General features: G+C 59.4%; 20 protein-coding genes, 1 tRNA gene and 2 riboswitches. Of the genes, 6 read left to right on the plus strand and 15 right to left on the minus strand.

What is annotated here, in order from left to right:
* Window positions 1–52: 52 nt before the first annotated feature.
* The 9 genes from KOL99_RS07435 to KOL99_RS07475 form a co-directional block, all read right to left on the minus strand.
* A complete protein-coding gene (locus tag KOL99_RS07435) occupies window positions 53–442 on the minus strand; it encodes a hypothetical protein (RefSeq protein ID WP_216509838.1) in 390 nt (129 codons plus the stop codon).
* Window positions 443–541: 99 nt separating this feature from the next.
* Window positions 542–985 carry a 50S ribosomal protein L9 gene (rplI, locus tag KOL99_RS07440; protein WP_216509839.1) on the minus strand — a complete coding sequence of 148 codons (444 nt, stop codon included), beginning with the start codon at window positions 983–985 and terminating at the stop codon, window positions 542–544.
* A gap of 23 nt (window positions 986–1,008) precedes the next feature.
* Window positions 1,009–1,950: a YybS family protein gene (locus tag KOL99_RS07445; protein WP_216509840.1), complete on the minus strand. Its 942-nt coding sequence runs from the start codon at window positions 1,948–1,950 to the stop codon at window positions 1,009–1,011.
* Between the two features lie 12 nt (window positions 1,951–1,962).
* Window positions 1,963–2,241, minus strand: coding sequence for a 30S ribosomal protein S18 (gene rpsR / locus KOL99_RS07450; RefSeq protein WP_183350613.1), 279 nt, complete (start codon window positions 2,239–2,241; stop codon window positions 1,963–1,965).
* 3 nt (window positions 2,242–2,244) lie between these two features.
* Complete coding sequence (rpsF, locus tag KOL99_RS07455) at window positions 2,245–2,646, minus strand: 30S ribosomal protein S6 (protein WP_183350615.1); 402 nt, start codon at window positions 2,644–2,646, stop codon at window positions 2,245–2,247.
* Window positions 2,647–2,878: 232 nt separating this feature from the next.
* On the minus strand, window positions 2,879–3,973 hold the full coding sequence (ychF, locus tag KOL99_RS07460; protein WP_216509841.1) for a redox-regulated ATPase YchF: 1,095 nt from the start codon (window positions 3,971–3,973) through the stop codon (window positions 2,879–2,881).
* An 18-nt stretch (window positions 3,974–3,991) separates the two neighbouring features.
* On the minus strand, window positions 3,992–4,558 hold the full coding sequence (gene pth, locus KOL99_RS07465; RefSeq protein ID WP_199393919.1) for an aminoacyl-tRNA hydrolase: 567 nt from the start codon (window positions 4,556–4,558) through the stop codon (window positions 3,992–3,994).
* 12 nt (window positions 4,559–4,570) lie between these two features.
* Complete coding sequence (locus tag KOL99_RS07470; protein ID WP_216509842.1) at window positions 4,571–5,158, minus strand: 50S ribosomal protein L25; 588 nt, start codon at window positions 5,156–5,158, stop codon at window positions 4,571–4,573.
* A 58-nt stretch (window positions 5,159–5,216) separates the two neighbouring features.
* Window positions 5,217–6,167 (minus strand): ribose-phosphate pyrophosphokinase, encoded by a 951-nt coding sequence (locus tag KOL99_RS07475; RefSeq protein ID WP_216509843.1) that lies wholly within the window; start codon window positions 6,165–6,167, stop codon window positions 5,217–5,219.
* A gap of 325 nt (window positions 6,168–6,492) precedes the next feature.
* Between KOL99_RS07475 and KOL99_RS07480 the strand changes: the two genes are divergently transcribed.
* Entirely contained in the window at window positions 6,493–6,906 is a 414-nt protein-coding gene (locus KOL99_RS07480; protein ID WP_216509844.1) for a PilZ domain-containing protein, read from the plus strand.
* Between the two features lie 22 nt (window positions 6,907–6,928).
* Here KOL99_RS07480 and KOL99_RS07485 read toward each other — a convergent pair whose 3' ends face one another.
* Window positions 6,929–7,300: a hypothetical protein gene (locus tag KOL99_RS07485; protein WP_216509845.1), complete on the minus strand. Its 372-nt coding sequence runs from the start codon at window positions 7,298–7,300 to the stop codon at window positions 6,929–6,931.
* Window positions 7,301–7,517: 217 nt separating this feature from the next.
* Window positions 7,518–7,594: riboswitch (cyclic di-GMP riboswitch) on the plus strand.
* Window positions 7,595–7,709: 115 nt separating this feature from the next.
* Between KOL99_RS07485 and KOL99_RS07490 the strand changes: the two genes are divergently transcribed.
* From KOL99_RS07490 to KOL99_RS07505, 4 genes are all read left to right on the plus strand, one after another.
* On the plus strand, window positions 7,710–7,982 hold the full coding sequence (locus KOL99_RS07490) for a hypothetical protein (RefSeq protein ID WP_216509846.1): 273 nt from the start codon (window positions 7,710–7,712) through the stop codon (window positions 7,980–7,982).
* 31 nt (window positions 7,983–8,013) lie between these two features.
* On the plus strand, window positions 8,014–8,946 hold the full coding sequence (locus KOL99_RS07495) for a DUF4382 domain-containing protein (protein ID WP_216509847.1): 933 nt from the start codon (window positions 8,014–8,016) through the stop codon (window positions 8,944–8,946).
* Between the two features lie 70 nt (window positions 8,947–9,016).
* Window positions 9,017–9,418 (plus strand): bacteriohemerythrin, encoded by a 402-nt coding sequence (locus tag KOL99_RS07500; protein ID WP_216509848.1) that lies wholly within the window; start codon window positions 9,017–9,019, stop codon window positions 9,416–9,418.
* An 8-nt stretch (window positions 9,419–9,426) separates the two neighbouring features.
* A riboswitch (cyclic di-GMP riboswitch) is annotated at window positions 9,427–9,503 on the plus strand.
* A 236-nt stretch (window positions 9,504–9,739) separates the two neighbouring features.
* Complete coding sequence (locus KOL99_RS07505; protein WP_216509849.1) at window positions 9,740–10,405, plus strand: lipid-binding SYLF domain-containing protein; 666 nt, start codon at window positions 9,740–9,742, stop codon at window positions 10,403–10,405.
* A gap of 126 nt (window positions 10,406–10,531) precedes the next feature.
* Here the strand turns inward: KOL99_RS07505 and KOL99_RS07510 are convergent, their stop codons facing one another.
* From KOL99_RS07510 to truD, 4 genes are all read right to left on the minus strand, one after another.
* Complete coding sequence (locus tag KOL99_RS07510; RefSeq protein WP_216509850.1) at window positions 10,532–11,011, minus strand: hypothetical protein; 480 nt, start codon at window positions 11,009–11,011, stop codon at window positions 10,532–10,534.
* 627 nt (window positions 11,012–11,638) lie between these two features.
* Window positions 11,639–11,713 (minus strand) — tRNA-Gln (locus tag KOL99_RS07515).
* Between the two features lie 16 nt (window positions 11,714–11,729).
* The gene (gene ispE, locus KOL99_RS07520) at window positions 11,730–12,572 is read right to left on the minus strand and encodes a 4-(cytidine 5'-diphospho)-2-C-methyl-D-erythritol kinase (protein WP_216509851.1); all 843 of its coding nucleotides are present in this window, start codon (window positions 12,570–12,572) and stop codon (window positions 11,730–11,732) included.
* A gap of 37 nt (window positions 12,573–12,609) precedes the next feature.
* Window positions 12,610–13,806, minus strand: a complete 1,197-nt coding sequence (truD, locus tag KOL99_RS07525) for a tRNA pseudouridine(13) synthase TruD (protein WP_216509852.1) — start codon at window positions 13,804–13,806, stop codon at window positions 12,610–12,612.
* 318 nt (window positions 13,807–14,124) lie between these two features.
* Here truD and KOL99_RS07530 point away from each other — a divergent pair, with 318 nt between their 5' ends.
* Window positions 14,125–17,088, plus strand: coding sequence for an NAD-glutamate dehydrogenase domain-containing protein (locus tag KOL99_RS07530; RefSeq protein ID WP_216509853.1), 2,964 nt, complete (start codon window positions 14,125–14,127; stop codon window positions 17,086–17,088).
* 68 nt (window positions 17,089–17,156) lie between these two features.
* On the opposite strand, the gene trmB is transcribed toward KOL99_RS07530, so the two are convergent.
* Window positions 17,157–17,780, minus strand: a complete 624-nt coding sequence (gene trmB, locus KOL99_RS07535; protein WP_216509854.1) for a tRNA (guanosine(46)-N7)-methyltransferase TrmB — start codon at window positions 17,778–17,780, stop codon at window positions 17,157–17,159.
* Between the last annotated feature and the right edge of the window lie 410 nt (window positions 17,781–18,190).

An 18,190-nucleotide genomic window follows, 5' to 3' on the forward strand; every position in this document is an offset into this window, starting at 1 on the left:
CCTGGTCAAATCCCCGTAACCCGTTTACCTCCCAACGCTGCGACCGCTGCGTTTACCCTCTCCTGCTCCTGACCTCCTCGTTGAACTTCCGCATGTTGCCGCTCAACTCGCCCGTGAGCGCGAAGTAGTCGTCTATCGCCCGCCCCAGCAGGAACTCGGCCTCATGTCTCACGTCCATGTGCACGTACAGGTCCGTCTCGTGCGCCGCCGCCAGCTCTTCCCTCGCCCGCGTCTTGGCCGGCCGTAACAGTTCCAGGACCGACCTGAAGGGGCTCTGTTTCTCGCCGGGCTCACGCAGCCGCAGCAGTTGTCCGAAGATCTCTTCGGCGGCCCCGGCCAGCGTGATGACGCTGAAAAGATCCTTCTGCGCGAAGTACAGCAAGAGCGCCGTCTCCACCTGCCGCGTGGCGATCTCCTGCTTGTGGTGCTTCTCGATATTCATGGCTCCCCCCGGCGATCTCCTCGCCAAATATAAAAGGGCCGCACTCCCTGGGGAGGCGGCCCTTCATTATTACAAAAACTGCCGGTTTTGCAGCAAGGCTTAGGCCTTGGTGACCACGACTTTCAGGGTAGCAACCACTTCCGGGTGGAGCTTCACGGCAGCGGTGAACTCGCCCAGGTGCTTGATCGGCTCGGCGAGCACGACGCGCTTGCGGTCGACTTCCACGCCGGCGGCTTTGAGCTGCTCGGCAAGTTCCATGTTGGTGACAGCGCCGAAGAGCTTGTCGTCAGCACCAGCCTGGTGAGCGATGGAAAGGGTGATCCCCTCGATCTTGGCTGCGATCAGTTTGGCAGCTTCGAGAACCTTGTTTTTCTTGTACTCGAGGTGACGCTTGGCGTGCTCGAGGGCCTTGGCGTTCTTCTCGGTGGCCTCGATGGCGAAGCCTTTCGGGAGCAGGTAGTTCCTGGCGTAGCCCGGTGCTACTTTCACGATGTCGCCGATGTTGCCGAGATGCTCTACGTTTTCTTTGAGAATGACCTTCATGTGTTGCCTCCTAGCCTGGTTAGTTACAGGTTTTCCTGTTTATTGGGGGACCTGAAGTCCGCCCAGAGATCAAATACGCCCAGCGCCGCCACCGCCAGCACCATCATGGGCTGGAAGATCAGGAGCAGGGTTGCCAAAAGTCTGATAAAGACGGGAACCTGGAGCTTTCTGAAGAAAAAGCTGATGATCGCGAACCCTTGCGCCGAGTAGACGGCGCCGAGGACGATCAGCACGTTCAGGAAAGCGAGGTGCACCACGGTTTCCGGCACCAGCGTGCCGAAACCCGCCACGATCAACAGCCAGATCAGCGGCTCCGGGTTCTTGTACTTCCTGAAATCCCCGACGTAGAGCGGCATGCGCAGCCGCGCCGCTATGCCGGCGAGAAGCATCAGGTTCATGCAGGCGATCATCCCGTAGGCCACGGTGACCAGTGCGGGATAAATGGTGATCACCAGCTGTCCGGCCTGGTGCATCGAGTCCTGCAGCGCCTTGAGCTCGTCACCCTTGACACCCGCCTTCTGGTAGATCTGCGAGGTCTGGTTGATGCTCGTCTGCACGCCCTTGCTGATCTTGGCGTGCAGGTCGGCCCCGGTTGCCATGCCGTACACTACCGCCGCGACCAAAAGAACGGCGATGGTCACCGCCACCGAGTAGATGACGGATCGGGCTCCCCCCTTGTTCCTGAGCAGGAACTCGGGAAGCGCCAGCGACAGTACGCCGGCCTGTAATAAATAGATGGCCGTCGCGGCGGGATCACCGACGCCGAGAAGAATGGCGCAACTGGCAAGAACCACCGCCACCCCCGTCCCCCTCCCCCGCTTGACCGCGTAGAACGCGGCCGGAGCCGAGGCGAACAGACCGGGAATGGTACCGACCACGGGGAGGTAGACGAAAGCAAGGAAGAGCGTCACCGTGGTGACGCTCCCCTTGATCACATCTAGAATCTTCCCCTGCAACGGATTCACCGTCAGCGGCACCTAGGCGGTTGCGTGGCTGCCGGCGATCGGGAGCAGCGCGATGTTCCTGGCGCGCTTGATCGCCTCGGTGATTTCCCTCTGGTGCTTGGAGCAGTTGCCGGAAATACGGCGCGGGATGATCTTGCCGCGCTCCGAAACGAAGTAACGGAGGGTACGGGGATCTTTGTAGTCGATGGTTACCTGCTTGTCTGCGCAGAAACGGCAGACTTTACGACGCTGGAACGGACGCTTCTTCCTCGGCCCGCTGCTGGTTCTCTGGGGTGCTCTTTCGTCTGCCATCTTTTATTCCTCCACCGTAGTAGTCGTTTCGGCCGGAGCCTCGGTAGCAGCCGCGGCCACTTCCTCAGTCCCTTCCTCGGCACTTTTGGCCGGAGCGGCTGCCGGTGCAACCACTTCCTGCTCGAGCTTCACGCTCTGGTACCTGATCACCTTGTCGTCAAGGCGCAGACGACGCTCCAGCTCTGCGATCAGCGGGGCATCTGCGTCGAAACGGAGGTAAAAGTAACGGCCACGGGGGTTCTTGTTGATCGGGTAAGCCAGTTTCCTGGTGCCCCAGTCCTCAAGTCTCTTGAAATCGCCGTTCATGCTGGCGATTACGTCCTGCACCTTGGTGGAAAGAGCTTTGATCTCTTCGTCACCGAGGTCCGGCTGGACGATGTAAATCGTCTCGTACATCCTGCTCATTGTTAAGCCTCCTCACGGTTAATTTAGCCCCGGTCCAACCCGGAGCAAGGAGATACGGCCTGTAGGCCGCTCTGGTGAACGTTACTTCTTACTACACTTATGAAAATTTGACAAGCAAAAGATCCAGAGGAGGGCGAATATTTATTCGCCCCTACAGTGGAAAGATGCTCTGTAACAGTGGATACCGCAGCCTTTGTAGGAGCGAATAATCATTCGCCCTCCCACCCGGCAACTATACGTTGAACCTGAAGTGCATGACGTCGCCGTCCTGCACCACGTATTCCTTCCCTTCCAGGCGCATCAGGCCCTTCTCCTTGGCGCCCGACTCGCCGCCGGAGGCGATGTAGTCGTTGTAGGAGATGACCTCGGCGCGGATGAACCCTTTCTCGAAGTCGGAGTGAATCACGCCGGCGGCGCCGGGAGCCTTGGTCCCCTTGGTGATGGTCCAGGCACGCACTTCCTTGACCCCCGCGGTGAAGTAGGTGATGAGCCCGAGCAGTTCATAGCCGGAGCGGATCAGGCGGTCCAGACCGGACTCGACAAGCCCCATCTCCTCGAGGAAAGCCTGCTTCTCCTCCCCCTCCAGCTCGGAGATCTCCGCCTCGATGGAACCGCAGATGGTGACCACGCCGTTGCCTTCCTTGGCGGCGAACTGGCGCACCTCCTCGATGTAGGGGTGTTTCCCCTCGAGGTCGTCCTCGGCCACGTTGGCGACGTAGAGCACCGGTTTCGCGGTCATCAGGTGCATGTCGCGCAGGATCAGTCTCTCGTCCTCGTTCTCAGGCAGGTCGCGCGGCGAGAGCCCCTTTTCCAGGGTCGTTTTCACCTTCTGGCAGAACTCCACGTCTTCCTTGGCCTTCTTGTCGCCGCTTCTCGCCTGTTTCTCGGTACGCAGGATGCGCTTCTCGACCGTGTCCAGGTCGGCCAGCGCCAGTTCGGTCTGGATCACCTCGATGTCGCGCACCGGCGAGACGCTGCCGCTTACGTGCACAACGTTCTCGTTCTCGAAGCAGCGCACCACGTGCAGGATCGCGTCCACGGAGCGGATGTGCCCGAGGAACTTGTTGCCTAGCCCCTCACCTTGGCTCGCCCCCTTGACCAGGCCGGCGATGTCGAGGAACTCGACGGTGGTGGGAAGGACCCGTTCCGGGTGCACGATCTCCGCAAGCTTGTCCATGCGCGGATCGGGCACCGACACGATGCCGACGTTGGGATCGATGGTGCAGAAGGGGTAGTTGGCGGACTCGGCTCCGGCCGAGGTGAGCGCGTTGAAGATGGTGGACTTTCCCACGTTAGGGAGACCGACTATGCCGCAGTTGAAACCCATGCTATTTCCTTTTGGTCGTTACTTCGCGTTGAAGATGCTCATGGCCTTGGGCATCCCTTCCTTTATGGCCATCTCCATGGCGTCCAGGGAGGTATCCAGTACTTCCAGCAGCTCGTTCATCTCCTCTTTGGCGAAGTTGGTCAGGACGAAGTTAACCACGTCGCCGTGCAGCGGCCGGCCGATGCCGACGCGCACCCGGGCGAAGGCGTTGGAGCCCAACTCCTGCCCCAGCGAGCGGAGACCATTGTGCCCTCCGTGACCGCCCCCTTCCTTGAGTCGCACCTTGCCGAACGGGATATCGAGGTCGTCGTGGATCACGATGAGATCAGACAGGGACAGCTTGTAGAAGCGGAGCGCCTCGGCCACCGAGCGGCCGGACAGGTTCATGAAGGTCTGCGGCTTGAGGAGATAGACCCGCTCGCCCGCCCAGTTGCCGTCACCGGCAAGACCGGAAAAGGCCTTCCTGGTGACGGCGATGTTGGACTGGCTTGCCAAGCGGTCTAAAACCATGAAACCCGCGTTGTGGCGGGTCCATGTGTACTTGGGCCCGGGGTTGCCGAGCCCTACGATAAGTTTTGCTGCCATAACGGTCCTGAACTAGGCGGCGGCCTCTTCCTCGGCACCAGCCTTGCGGCCGAGGATGCTGACCACCGGAGCCTTCGGATCGCTCAGGATGGTGGCGCCGATCGGGGCGCTGATGTCGCCCACGTGGATGGAGTGGCCGATGGCGAGGTCGACGACGTCGACGTTGATGTGCGCCGGGATGTGAACCGGGAGGCACTCGACCTCGACGGTGTGCATGGCGAAATCGAGGAAGCCGCCAGCTTTCACGCCAGCCGGGGTGCCGACCAGGTTCAGCTTGACCTGTACCTTCACCTTGTCGGCGAGGTTGATCTTGTGCAGGTCGACGTGACGTGCGTGGTTCTTAAGGGAGTCGCGCAGCAGGTCGGCCACGATGACGTTAGCGCCTTCCAGAGCCGGCACGCCCTGCAGGGTCAGGATATGGTTGCGGCCGCCTTCGCCGGCGATGGCTTCGGTGAGGTCCTTCAGGGCGAGCGAGATGCAGATCGGCTCGATCCCCTTGCCGTACACGACGGCCGGAACGCGGCCAGCGGCGCGCAGACGACGGCAGATACCCTTACCGGTTTTTTCCCTCAGTTCAACATTCAGCACCTGCTTACTCATACATCCTCCGATGTCAATCTTGGTATTTGATCTTCCAATGACAGTTTTTATTTTAGTACTACACGAAAAGGGAGCTGACGGATTCGTCCTCGTGGATGCGGCGGATCGCCTCGGCCAGGAGGTCTGCTACGGAAAGCACCCTGAGCTTGTCGGTCTGTTCCGCCTTCTCGCCCAGCGGAACGGTATCGGTGATGACCACCTTCTCGATGACGGAATTGTTGATCCTCTCGATGGCCGGCCCGGAGAGCACCCCGTGGGTGGCGCAGGCGTAGACGCTGGCGGCACCGTGCTCCTTCAACGCCAGGGCTGCCTGGGTCAGGGTGCCGGCGGTGTCGATCATGTCGTCCAGGATGATGGCGGACTTGCCTTTCACGTCACCGATCAGGTGCATGATCTCCGCGACGTTCGGACCGGTGCGGCGCTTGTCGATCACGGCGAGGGTGCAGCCGAGCCTCTTGGCGAAGGCCCTGGCGCGCTCGGTGCCGCCCGCGTCAGGGGAAACCATGACCAGGTTGTCGAGGCCGTCGGCGAAACGGCTCTTCAGGTGGGCCAAAAGCACCGGTGCGGCGTAGAGGTTGTCCACCGGGATGTTGAAGAAGCCCTGGATCTGACCGGCGTGCAGGTCGATGGTCACCACACGGTTGGCGCCGGCCGCGGTAATCAGGTCGGCCACGAGTTTCGAGGTGATCGGGGTCCTCGGGGCAGCCTTGCGGTCCTGGCGCGCGTAGCCGTAGTAGGGGATCACGGTAGTGATGGTCGCCGCGGACGCCCGTTTCAGGGCATCGATCATGATGAGCAGCTCCATCAGATTGTTGTTGGTCGGGCAGCAGGTGGACTGAACCACGTAGATGTCACGACCGCGCACGTTCTCGCCGATTTCGACCATGATCTCGCCATCGGAGAAGGTCCTCACCTTCGCCTTACCCAGGGGGACCCTGAGGCAGTCACAGATCTTCTCTGCCAGAACCGGATTGGAGTTACCGCTGAACACCCTGATCTTGTTTTCCATCAATGCACCGGCCCTCTTTGATTTTTCTTTTATAAATTGGCTGCACGTGCGCCGGTCGCGACGGCGGGGCAGCCTGCATCCAAAACCCAGGAAACGCTACTTAATACAATAGTTGCCCCGTGAAGTCAATCGAAAAGCTTCCATGCGACCCCCCCTCCCCCCTTGCCGGGAAGCCCTCCGCCGGCCTCGCGCCGGATACTTCGCTCCTCGCGGCAAAAAAGCCGCGCAACAACCGATTGTTGACAAAAATCGCTACAGTTAGTAAGGATCGTTGACGATAAGAACCCTGCCGAACAACACTAGATGTGTGCGAGGAGGATGCGAGATGGAACAGCGGCGTTATCACCGGGTCAAATACAGTGCCCCCGGCGAATTGGTTCATCATGAGATTAAATATCGTTGCCGTCTGGAAAACGTCAGCCTGCGCGGCGCCCTGATCAGCGCCGATGAGTGCCTGATGGTGCCTCTCAACGAGTCCTGCAGGCTCACCCTTCCCCTTGAACCTGGAAAAGAACCGCTCATCATCACGGTCAGCGTGGTGCACTGCTTCTTCTCGATGGTCGGGGTGAAGTTCATCGCCTTCGCCGGCGACTCCGAATTGAGGCTGCTCGAATTACTGAAGCGGGAGACTTCGGAGCCGGACAAACTCATGCAGGAGTGGGAAAGCCTGAAGAAGGAAAGTTCGGTTACCGAGGAGGAGACGGCGAGCATCCCCGAAGCGGCAGTGGCGATCTTCTGATCGCCAGCGCGGCGCGCCCCGCTCAATGCTTGGTGGGGCGAATCTCCGAATCCTTGGGTATGCGCCGTTCGTAGGGGAGGCAGCTGTTGATATTGAGCACCTCTTCAGCCAGCGCGAGGCTCTTGTACCTCAGCGAGACCTGTTCCAGCTTATCCTTTAAACGCAACAGGACATCGATGCTCTCGGTCTTGGCGTATTCGTTGTATAGTTGCATTACTTCCTTGAAAACCGCATCCAGCGATTCATCCAGCGACAGCTCGCGTCCGGCTTCCGGCACCGCCACGTCGGGACTCACCTTGGTCCAGTTCTGGCGCACCTCGTCTTTGAACCGGCCCAGCGCGATTCTGTCGATCTTGTACTTGGCGTTGCCGATCTCAAGGATGCTTCTCACCATACCCTCTCCCGATACAGCTCAAAATCATTAAAACAAGACGGTGCTACGACCGCCTCCATGATCTTAGATTTCGGCAACTACTGGGGAAACTTTAGTGTTTTTGACACTAGCATTCGCCTCCAATTAGAGGAATTGGCCCCTGAACTTAAAAACCTTCCTTGACAGGGTTCAAGCCTTGAGCTATCGTTCCACCAAATTTCCCGACACCACATACGATAGACGATAATACTAAACCATCCGCGAGGATGGGACGGAAAGCCTACAGGGTCTCACCGAGACAGCCGGGTCGCCGAAATATCAAACAGATATTCGGTCCCGGCTTTTTTATTGCCCAAAATCCAGCCCCCATTCCGTCCCGACTCCCGCTATGACTGGACAGGAAAAGGCTGATACACCAGGAGGAACTGACATGAACATAAGAGCGTTACTGAGCACCTTTGCGGCAGGAGCAGTTTTCTGCATGCTCGGCGTCACAACCGCGCAGGCCGGTTCCGTCGGCGTTAACATCAACCTGAACGGCTATATCCCCGCTCCCCCCGGAGTACATATCTATTACGATTCCGGCCGCCCCTACTACGTAGAAAACCGCCAGAGGGTTTACCTGAAGGAAAAGGATCACCACGAGAAGGAGCACCACGACCACGGCAAGAAGAAAGGGCACAAGAAGCATCACAAGGACTAAATCTTTTCTCAGGTGAAAGGAGGTTAGCACTATGCGAAACACGACTGTTGCCTTTAGATCCGTCATCATCGCCATCGGCGCCATCATCGCCACAATGGTTTACCTCGGAGGCTGCGGCGGCGGTGGCGGCGGCGCCAGCACCGGAACCCTCAAGCTCGCCATCACCGACAAGCCAAGTGACGCCTACCAGAACCTGGTCATCTCCATCAAGGAGATCAGGGTCGTACCCGCCGGCCACGAAAATGCCCCAGACAACGACCCGGCCCTCCCCGTCCTGGCCAAGTTCAACCCGCAGGAAAAGGTCATCGATATCATGACCCTGCAATTCGTCCAGCAGGCGTTGGGCGAGATCGTGCTGCCGGCAGGAACCTACCGGCAGATCCGCCTGGTCCTGTACCCGAATCCGAACGGAAACCAGGCTCCGGTCAACTACCTCACCCTGAAGACCGACCCGAATACCAAGATCCCTCTGACCACCCCGAGCGGTCAGACCTCGGGCCTCAAGATCCTCGGCCCCCTCGAGGTCAAGCCGGGGGTGATCAACGCGGTCATGATCGACTTCGACCCGAACACCGCAGTGGTGAAGCGCGGCAACAGCAACGAGTACAACCTAAAGCCGACCGGCATCAGGATGATCCAGATGGCCAACATGCTGGACCAGTTCGGCTCCATCATCGGCAACGTCAGCAACACCCTGCAGAATTGGAGCAGCGCGACCGTCTCCATCAAGCGTCGCGGCACCATCAACGATGTCACGCCGATCGCCTCCGGCCAGATCTTTGCTGCCTATACCAGCGGCAAATGGCAGGCACCGTTCTCAGCGTTCGTACCGGCGAGTGACCCGGGCTGGAACTACAAGACCTTCATAAGCGCCAACGGGTTTGCCGTCTATTCCTCGGCTGCATTGCCGGTGGCCCAGGGTGAGGCGAAGAACCTTGGGGAAATCGTCCTCACCCCGCAATAACGGAAATGAAATGGACCCGGTCCTTCTGCAAAGGGCCGGGTCCTATCAATGAAGAGGAGATGTAACTAGTATGCCTATAATTGAATGGAAGGACTGTTATGTGGTCGGCATACAAGAGATCGATCAACACCACCAGAGCCTGGTGCAGTATCTCAACAAAACCTATGACCATTTCCGGGAGGGGCACCAGTTGGACCCTTCCGTGCTGGAGATCCTCATCGACTATTCCATGCAGCACTTCGGCTGCGAAGAGCGTTGGATGGAGAACTCCTCCTACCCGAAGCTTGGGCCGCACAAAGAGGAGCACCGACAATTCAGGACCAAGATTGCGCAACTGAAGAAAAGACAGGCGCTTGACACGAAGGCCTCCGTCGAACTCCTCTGGTTTCTCTGTAACTGGGTCACCCACCACATACGCGAAACCGATGCCGACTTCGGCAGGTACCTGAACACCCAGTCCCGACACGGCTGACAAAGACCTAGCGACAATACTCAACCATCCGCGAGGATGGGGCGGAAAGCCTACAGGGTCTCACCGAGACTGCCGGGTTGCCGAACTATCACCAGATATTCGGCCCCGGCTTTTTTGTTTCTTCAGCAGATACTGGGGAATAAAATATACCTCAAGGAAGCACTGCACAAGCTTTCGCTTTTAACAGTTGTGCAGCCCAAAATATTCACCATGCAGCTGTGAAGGAGCCCCCACGTCCTCCCCCTTTGTGAAGGGGAGACAGAGGGGATTTGCCTTTGATTAAACCTTAACCTGTATCACTGGAAAGGAGGACAACACCAAATGAAAACGATGAAACTTCTGGCAGCAGCCGTAGCCGCTGTCCTACTGGCAACTTCGGTCCCCCCGGCCTACGCCGGCAAGGAGTCGAGAAAGATCGAGGACTGCGTCGAAGTCGTCAAGGCGATCAAGGCCATACCCGAGGAGGGGATCCCCCCGATGCTGCTGAAGAACGCCGAAGGGATCATGATCATCCCCGAAGTCATCAAGGTCGGCTTCGTGGTCGGCGGCAGGTACGGCACCGGCGTCCTCACCGTGCGCGGCGAAAAGGGTAACTGGGGCGATCCAGTCTTCGTGAAGATAGCTGGCGGCAGTCTGGGATGGCAGATCGGCGCCCAGTCGACCGATCTGGTCCTGGTGTTCAAAACCAGGAAGAGCGTGGACGGCGTCCTCAGGGGCAAGTTCACGCTTGGCGCAGACGCGTCCGTAGCCGCCGGCCCGGTGGGGAGAAGCGCCGAGGGTGCCACCGACGTGACCCTAAAAAGCGAGATCCTTTCCTATTCGCGCAGTCGCGGTCTCTTTGCCGGGATCGCCCTCGACGGTGCGGCCCTGATGATCGACGACGATGCCAACGGCGCCTACTACGGCAACCTCGATCCGAGGGCCATCGCCGCCGGCGAGGCCGCCAAACGCACACCCGAAGTAAAGCAGTTGCTTGATCAGCTGTAATTTATATCGTGTAATGCCGCCCCTCCCCTGCGGCGGGGGCGGCATTTACTTGTCTCCAACGCTCCTCGATCAGCCCCTCCCTTTTTTGAGAGCAAACCTCAGCCCGTTCACCACAGCCAATCTCCGTCAAAATCCTTTACACGCCCCAGCCAATTCAAACAATGCTTCAGCTGTACGGTTGATGCGTTGCGTTGAGCAAAGGAAGCTTTCTGCGAGCAGCAGAAGAATTGCGTTGAGCAGAGAAAGCTTCCGACGAGCAACGGAAGCGTTGCGTTGAGCAGAGAAAGCTTCCGGCGAGCAATGGAAGCGTTCCGTTGAGCAGAGAAAGCTTCCGGCGAGCGACGAAAGCGTTCCGTTGCGCAGAGAAAGCTTCCGGCAAGCAACGGAAGCGTTCCGTTGCGCAGAGAAAGCTTCCGGCGAGCGACGGAAGCGTTGCGTTGCGCAGAGAAAGCTTCCGGCGAGCGACGAAAGCGTTGCGTTGCGCAGAGAAAGCTTCCGGCGAGCAACGGAACGTTGCGTTGCGCAGAGAAAGCTTCCGGCGAGCGACGAAAGCGTTCCGTTGCGCAGAGAAAGCTTCCGACGAGCGACGGAAGCGTTGCGTTGCACAGAGAAAGCTTCCGACGAGCGACGGAACGTTGCGTTGCGCAGAGAAAGCTTCCGGCAAGCGACGAAAGCGTTCCGTTGAGCAGAGAACGCTTCCGGCGAGCGACGGAACGTTGCGTTGCGCAGAGAAAGCTTCCGGCGAGCGACGGAACGTTGCGTTGCGCAGAGAAAGCTTCCGGCAAGCGACGAAAGCGTTCCGTTGAGCAGAGAACGCTTCCGGCGAGCGACGGAACGTTGCGTTGGGCAGAGAAAGCTTCCGGCGAGCGACGGATGTGTTGTATTGAGCTGAGAAAGCTTTCTCCGGGGGGACGAAAGCGTTGCCTACGCAGAAATATCATCAACGTCTGGAAAAACAGGACGAGAAAGAGCAAGATAAGGTTTAGATCATGAGTCTGGACACATCAACCTCGCAACCGGCGGGCTGTCGGGATTGGTGTAGACTCCGAAGACGGAGAAATCCTTGAAAAGCCATGGACGTTTGCCATGACAATGCGTCCAGTAAAATAGGTAGTGGGTGGGGACTATCTCCGCCGGCTGCAGCGCCCCTGCAACGCCCGTAAAAACGGTCACGAAAAAGGTCACAAAAGCAAAAACGGGCATCTACCTAAAAAGGTAAATGCCCGTTATTATTGGCTGGGGCGCCAGGGATCGAACCTGGGAATGACGGGATCAAAACCCGTTGCCTTACCGCTTGGCGACGCCCCAATATTCTGTTTTTCTCTTACAGCGTCTGTACCGCTTCCGCAAACCACCCACGCGCCGCCGCGATGTCTGCCGCGGCTTTCTTGGCGACTGCTTCGTCTTCGAAGATACCAAAGACAGTAGCGCCGCTGCCGGACATCAAAGAACCGCTGGCTCCAGCGGAAAGCAGCATATCCTTAACCTCGTTCAGCAGCGGATGCTTTCCGCAGGTTACGGGTTCGAGATCGTTGGATAAAAGCTCGGCAACTTCTGCCGCGTTGCTGTATGAACCGCGAATTATAGTGGCGGGACCCTTCTCTGTCAATATTAAATTTTGATAGACCCAGGCGGTGGAAACATGGATGCCTGGATTAACCAGAACCACCCACAGACTCGGCATCGACTCCATCGCGGTGAGCTTGTCGCCAATGCCTTCAGCCAACGCGGTTTTCTTGAAGATGAAGAACGGGACGTCAGCACCGAGCTTCACTCCTATCTCCATGAGGCGCTCATCGGTAAGCCCGAGCCCCAGGAGCTCATTCACTCCCATGAGCACGGTGGCGGCGTCGCTGCTCCCGCCGCCCAGTCCCGCTGCGACAGGGATGCGCTTGTCGATGGCGATGTCGATGCCGGTCTTTTTCCCGGAAAGCTCCAGGAGCGCCTCGGCGGCACGCCAGGCGATGTTGCCGGGACCGTCGGGCACTCCCTTTTTACCGCAGGTAACGCGGATACCGGGAGTCGCACTCAGGGCGATGCTGATCTCGTCACACAGGCCGACACGCTGCATGACCATGCGCAGTTCGTGATAGCCGTCGGGCCTCTTGCCAAGCACGTCCAATCGGTAGTTCACCTTGGCGGGTGCCTGTAATTGCAGTTTGTCCACGACTTACTCCTTCCACCCCGTTTAAGGGGAACAGGGTTTATTGATCTTTCATTACCTCGCTGAGAACGCAGGTGGCGTAGGCGCCGCGCGGCAGGGAGAAATCAAAGAGCAGATCAGTTCCCTCCTGGCGCACCGAGGCCGCCGAAAGCGGCACCCGCAGCGGGCGACGTTCACCCTCCATCCTGAGCCCACCGGAAAGGTTGAAACTCTCCGGGACCAGCCCCTCGGCGGCGAGTATTCCGGCTTCCAATTCTCCTTGCGCACCTTTGGCTTCCATCATGGTGCAGCCGAACATGGGCCCGGTCGGGGAAATCTCGAAGGCCTGGACCCGCGGCGCCTCGGCTGCCACGTCCTGAACCAGGAAACAGGCGCCGTTGTCGTGCTTGAAGGCGATGTCCCCCTCTTCCACCTGGTCCAGACGTTCCAGCCTCCGCTCCAGGACCAGGTCGAACAGGGAGGACTGGAATGCGGAGAGGTACAGCCTTTTCATGCGGGGCTGCACGGCGTGGAAAGCCTTCTCGTACGCGTCGGGACGCTGCTGCAGCCGGCCAAGCAACTCGCGTTCGGTGCGGAAATGCCCGGGGAACAGGGCGAGGCTTTCGGCGAGGTCCCCCTGCCGGTACACATGTATCGCCTGCCGCCAGCGCTCGTCCGTCACCTGCGCGGGGTCACCGATCAAGGTATCGACGGCCGCCTTATAATCGCGACGCAGCATGGCCGCGCCGATGACATGGGTGTTCCCCTGCACACCGTAGCGCTGCACGCCGAAGCGGTTGGGCACCCCCCGCGACATCAGCACGGCAAGTACGGTCTCGGCCTGTGCCAACGCACCGGGCGCCACCTCGCGGACCCTGATCTCGAAACGGTTACCCTTCAGGTGCCCAAGCCTCAGCTTGTTGCCGTGCAAGACGGCAGAGAGGATATTGATGCCGGGGATATCCAGCGCGCGCACCTTGTCGGGTGCAACCCGGGGGATGGAGACGGTCTGGCGGGTGATGCCTACGGCGTCCTTCATGCCGGCATAGCCGATGTCCCGTTCCTGCACGCCAAGCGCCTTGGCGAGGCGGCGCACGGCTTCCAGCGTCGCGATGCCGCGCTTCTCGATGGCCACGTAGCAATGCTCACCCTGCCCGTTGGGCAGGTATGCGGGAATCTCCTCGACGATGAAGTCCTCGGGGGTATTTTTCATGATGCCGCCGGTACCAGGTACCTCGGCGGTTAAGTATCTCTGCACCGCTCCTCCATCCCGAACGTTCTATCGATCACGGCATCATACTCAGTAGCAGGCATGGTTTCAACTGGTTTTGTCGGCGGTAGTGAATCGTCACGCCTTACCTTTATGCCGACCGCCCGAACCACGCTGGTGCCAGCTTCCCGCGACAGCCACCGATGTTATCTTCGAAAGGAACGTCACCATCATCGGGTCGTGCAGTCGTCTGTTTACTCAAAACAAACTTTTTTTCAATCACAACCATGATCAATTAAGCAAATGGCGTTGTCGCTGATATACTGGTGTGGGAGCAGTTATATCGAAGCAAAAGGGGAATGAAGCATGACCAGCAAGGCCAATGTCAGAAGAAGCGCTGCCAATGAGCTTTCGGAAAACCGCAAGTGGCTGAGAGAGCAGATAAATTCTTACTTCTTCACCTCCATGCAGGACGAGCCGGAAGCGCTGGTGCTTCTGGAGCGCGAGCTGCGTTCCCTAAAGAGCAACCGGCGCCTGATCCTGGCTGACCGGGACAAGAGCCTGATCCTCGCCAGGGTCAACGAACCGGGATCGTTGTACGATTCGCTGCGCCACTTCCAGGACCGGGAGATCTCCTATGCCATGATCACCCATTCGGACGGGCCGATGCCCGGGATGAACCAGGCATTGGAGATACAGCGCTTCGAGTTCGACCGCAAGAGTAACGACGACATCATGGCCTGGAAGGACGTGCAACTCCCAAAGGGGCTGCTGCGCAAGATCGCCGCGGAGCTGCGCGCGACCTATCCCGAGTTCGACATGAAGGAGTTCGACCGCCTGCTCAAGATCCTCTGGCTCAATAACGAGAGCTACGTGAAGGTGGCCTCGCCGCTGCGCGTGGCCCAGGTGCTGCAACTGCTGCAGAAATCGAGCAGGAGCGGCGGTTTATACCTGCACGTCGAGCCGACTCCGGACGTGAAGATATCGAGGGTGCATTTCGCCGTCGCCAACCCGCCCCAGAAGGAGTTCCTCCTGCAGCTCATGGAGGTGTTCAACCGGTTAGACCTCGGCGTCAACCGCGCCTACTGCCTCACCATCTCCAACGGCATCCACCCCTATTTCCTGGGGACCTTCCTGGTGAACCGGCGCTCGGGCGAGGTGCTGGAGCCGGGCTCAGAGCTGTACCGCAGGCTGCAGCAGGAGCTCTACAACACCCAGATCGTCTCGACCAAGAGCTACACCTACCGTGAGTTCGTGACCAACAACGTCATGACCGGCGAGGAAGCCTCCCTGGTGAACGCGTTCATCGCCTTCTGCCACACCAACCTCGCCCATAACCAGCCGGACCGCTTCGGTCTGGACGACGTGCAGAACGCCTTCCACGCGCACCCGGAGATGTCGCTGCAGCTCGTGAAGCTGTTCAAGGCACGCTTCGATCCCGCCATCACCGAGAGCCATCCGCTCTACGCCTCGATCCGGGAGGAGACGGTGCGGGCGGTGAACGACTACAACACGGGTCACCGCTACCTGGACGAGGTACGCCGCGCCATCTACCGTTGCTGCCTCATCTTCATCGCCCATACGTTAAAGACCAACTTCTTCGTGCTGGAGAAGCAGGCCTTCGCCTTCCGGCTCGACCCGACCTACCTGACCGAACTGGGCCCGGCCTTCACCGCGGACCTGCCGCAGGCGCTTCCCTTCCGGGTCACCTTCTTCTTCAGCCGTTTCGGGTTCGGCTACCACATCGGCTTCTCCGACATCGCGCGCGGCGGCTGGCGCACCGTCATCGCCCGCAACATGGACGACTTCATCACCAACTCGAACACCATCTTTAGGGAGAACTTCGTGCTGGCGCACACCCAGCACCTGAAGAACAAGGACATCTACGAGGGGGGCTCGAAGCTGGTGCTGATCCTGGACTCCTCGGACCTGCAGCGCGGCAGCGAGCGCCAGATGGAGAACTGGCGCCTGTACAAGCTGCAGCACGGGGTCACCAACGCCTTTTTGGACATCTTCGTCACCGATCACGGCGTGGCGCGCTCCCCGTCGGTGGTTGACTACTACCGCGAGGACGAGCCGATCGAGCTCGGGCCGGACGAGAACATGCACGATTCCATGATCGAAAACATTGCGCGCATCTCCAAGCGGCGCGGCTACATCCTCGGCATCGGCATCATGTCCAGCAAGGAGGTGGGGATCAACCACAAGGAGTACGGCGTCACCTCGACCGGCGTCGTGAAGTTCGCCGAGATCACCATGGCGGAGCTGGGCATCGACATCTACCGCGATCCCTTCAGCGTCAAGTTCACCGGCGGCCCAAACGGGGACGTGGCGGGCAACGCCATGCGCATCCTCCTGGAGCGCGCCCCGCAGGTCGCGGTCAAGCTGGTATTGGACGGCACCGCCGCCCTGTGCGATCCGGAAGGGGCCGACCGCAAGGAACTGGGGCGAATCGTGCTGCAGCAGGATCTTGACGCGTTCGACCCGCAGGCGCTGCACCCTGGCGGCTTCCTCCTTTACCGCAGCGGCAGTAGGCGCGACGGCCTGCGCGAACTGTACAAAAAGGTGAGCAAGACCGCCGAGGGGCTCAGGGAGGAATGGATCTCCACCGACGAGTTCTCCAGGGTCTACGCGGGCCTCCCCTTCACGGTGAAGACCGACCTCTTCATTCCGGCCGGCGGACGGCCGGAGACCATCGACAAGGACAACTGGCAGAATTACCTGCTGCCCAGCGGCGCCCCCTCCGCGGGGGCGATCGTCGAGGGGGCCAACTCCTTCATCACGCCGGAAGCGCGCGTGCAGTTGCAGAAGAAGGGGGTCATCATCATGCGCGACGCTTCGGCCAACAAGTGCGGGGTGATCTCCTCCTCCTACGAGATCATCGCCAACCTGCTCCTCACCGAGAGCGAGTTCATGGCGCACAAGGAGCGTTACGTGCAGGACGTCCTGGAGATACTCGAACAGCGCGCGGCGGACGAGGCGCGGCTGATCCTGAGGCGGCGCCGCGAGCAACCGGGACTTCTTTGCACCGAGATCTCGGACGCCTTGAGCGGGGAGATCAACCAGCAGTACGCGACCATCTATCGCTTCTTCCAGAACCGGCCGCAACTCTGCCTGCAGCCCATCTACAAGAAGGCGATCCTCTCGCACCTCCCCAAGATGCTCAGGGACGAGCCCAAGTATGCCAAGCGCATCAAGAACCTGCCGCAGAAGTACCTCTTCGCCATTCTGGCCGCGGAGATCGGCTCATCGCTCGTCTACCGCGGCGACCGCGAGTCCGACTTCGAGGCGACGCTCAAGGGGCACCTGACCCGGATGTTCGGAGAGTGAAAGGCTGACGGCATAAAAAAGAGGGGGGCCGGTATATCGGCCCCCCTCTTATGTTTTCCACCACCAAGCTACTTCACCTTGTAGTGCATGAAGTAGATCTGCTTTCCCTCCGCCATGAACTTGCGCATGTACTTGGAGAGGTGGTAGCCGGGGAACTCGTGGCGGTAGAGATCCGGGGCGAACTGGTTCTCGAGGGGCGCGATACCGGGGAGGGCGTTGGCGACGTCGATGCCGTAGTCGTCGAAGTCGGTGGCGAAGAAGAAGTCGGCGCCGGGGACCATGTAGTCCAGGAGGAACTCGATGAACTCCTTGTTCACTAGACGCCGCTTGCGATGCCGCTTCTTGGGCCAGGGATCGGGGCAGTTTATGTAGATCGCGGAGAGGCTCCCCTTGGGGATGCGCTCGGTGACGAAGGCGCGGGCCTCGTCGCGCACCACGCGCACGTTGGTGACGCCATGCCGGTCTATGCGGCGGCAGGTCTTGTCGCACCCCTTGTTGTAAAAGTCGATGGCGACGAAGTTGGTGTCGGGTTGATCAAGGGCGGTCTTGAGCATGAAGTCGCCCACGCCGCAGCCGATCTCCAGGGCGAGCCTGTTGTCGTTGCCGAAAATGCTTTGCCAGTCGGGCGGGGTGGGAAGGTCTTGAAGTCTCAGGTAGTTGGGTGATTCGATGTGAATAAAGGATTGCGTCATCGGTACCTCTTGGGGATTTTGTCGCGGGGAACATAACACAAAAAGAGGTGGCACGCAAAGCCGCAAAGACGGAAAAAAAGAACACAAAAACGAAAAGCTGGTAGGTAACGCAAAGACGCAAAGGCGCTAAGAAGGCAGAAAGCGGACACCAAAAAACACAGAGGCCCAACGCGAAGACGCGAAGCCGCAGAGACGTTAAGAAAGGCGACAGGACAAGACAAGCGTAAAGGTTTTCTTCGCACCTTTGCGGCTTTGCGTCAAATAAGTCTTTTTTGCCCCCCTGCAGCAAGTCGCTAACCAAGGCACACATGCTTTTCTCTTTGCGCCTCTGCGGCTTGGCGTCTTTGCGTTAAAGCCTTTGACTTTCTCATCGCTCCCGTGCCGGGCTTTCTGTCATTGCCATTTTTCTC

The organism is Geomonas azotofigens, from assembly GCF_018919395.1.
Taxonomy (GTDB): Bacteria; Desulfobacterota; Desulfuromonadia; order Geobacterales; family Geobacteraceae; genus Geomonas; species Geomonas azotofigens.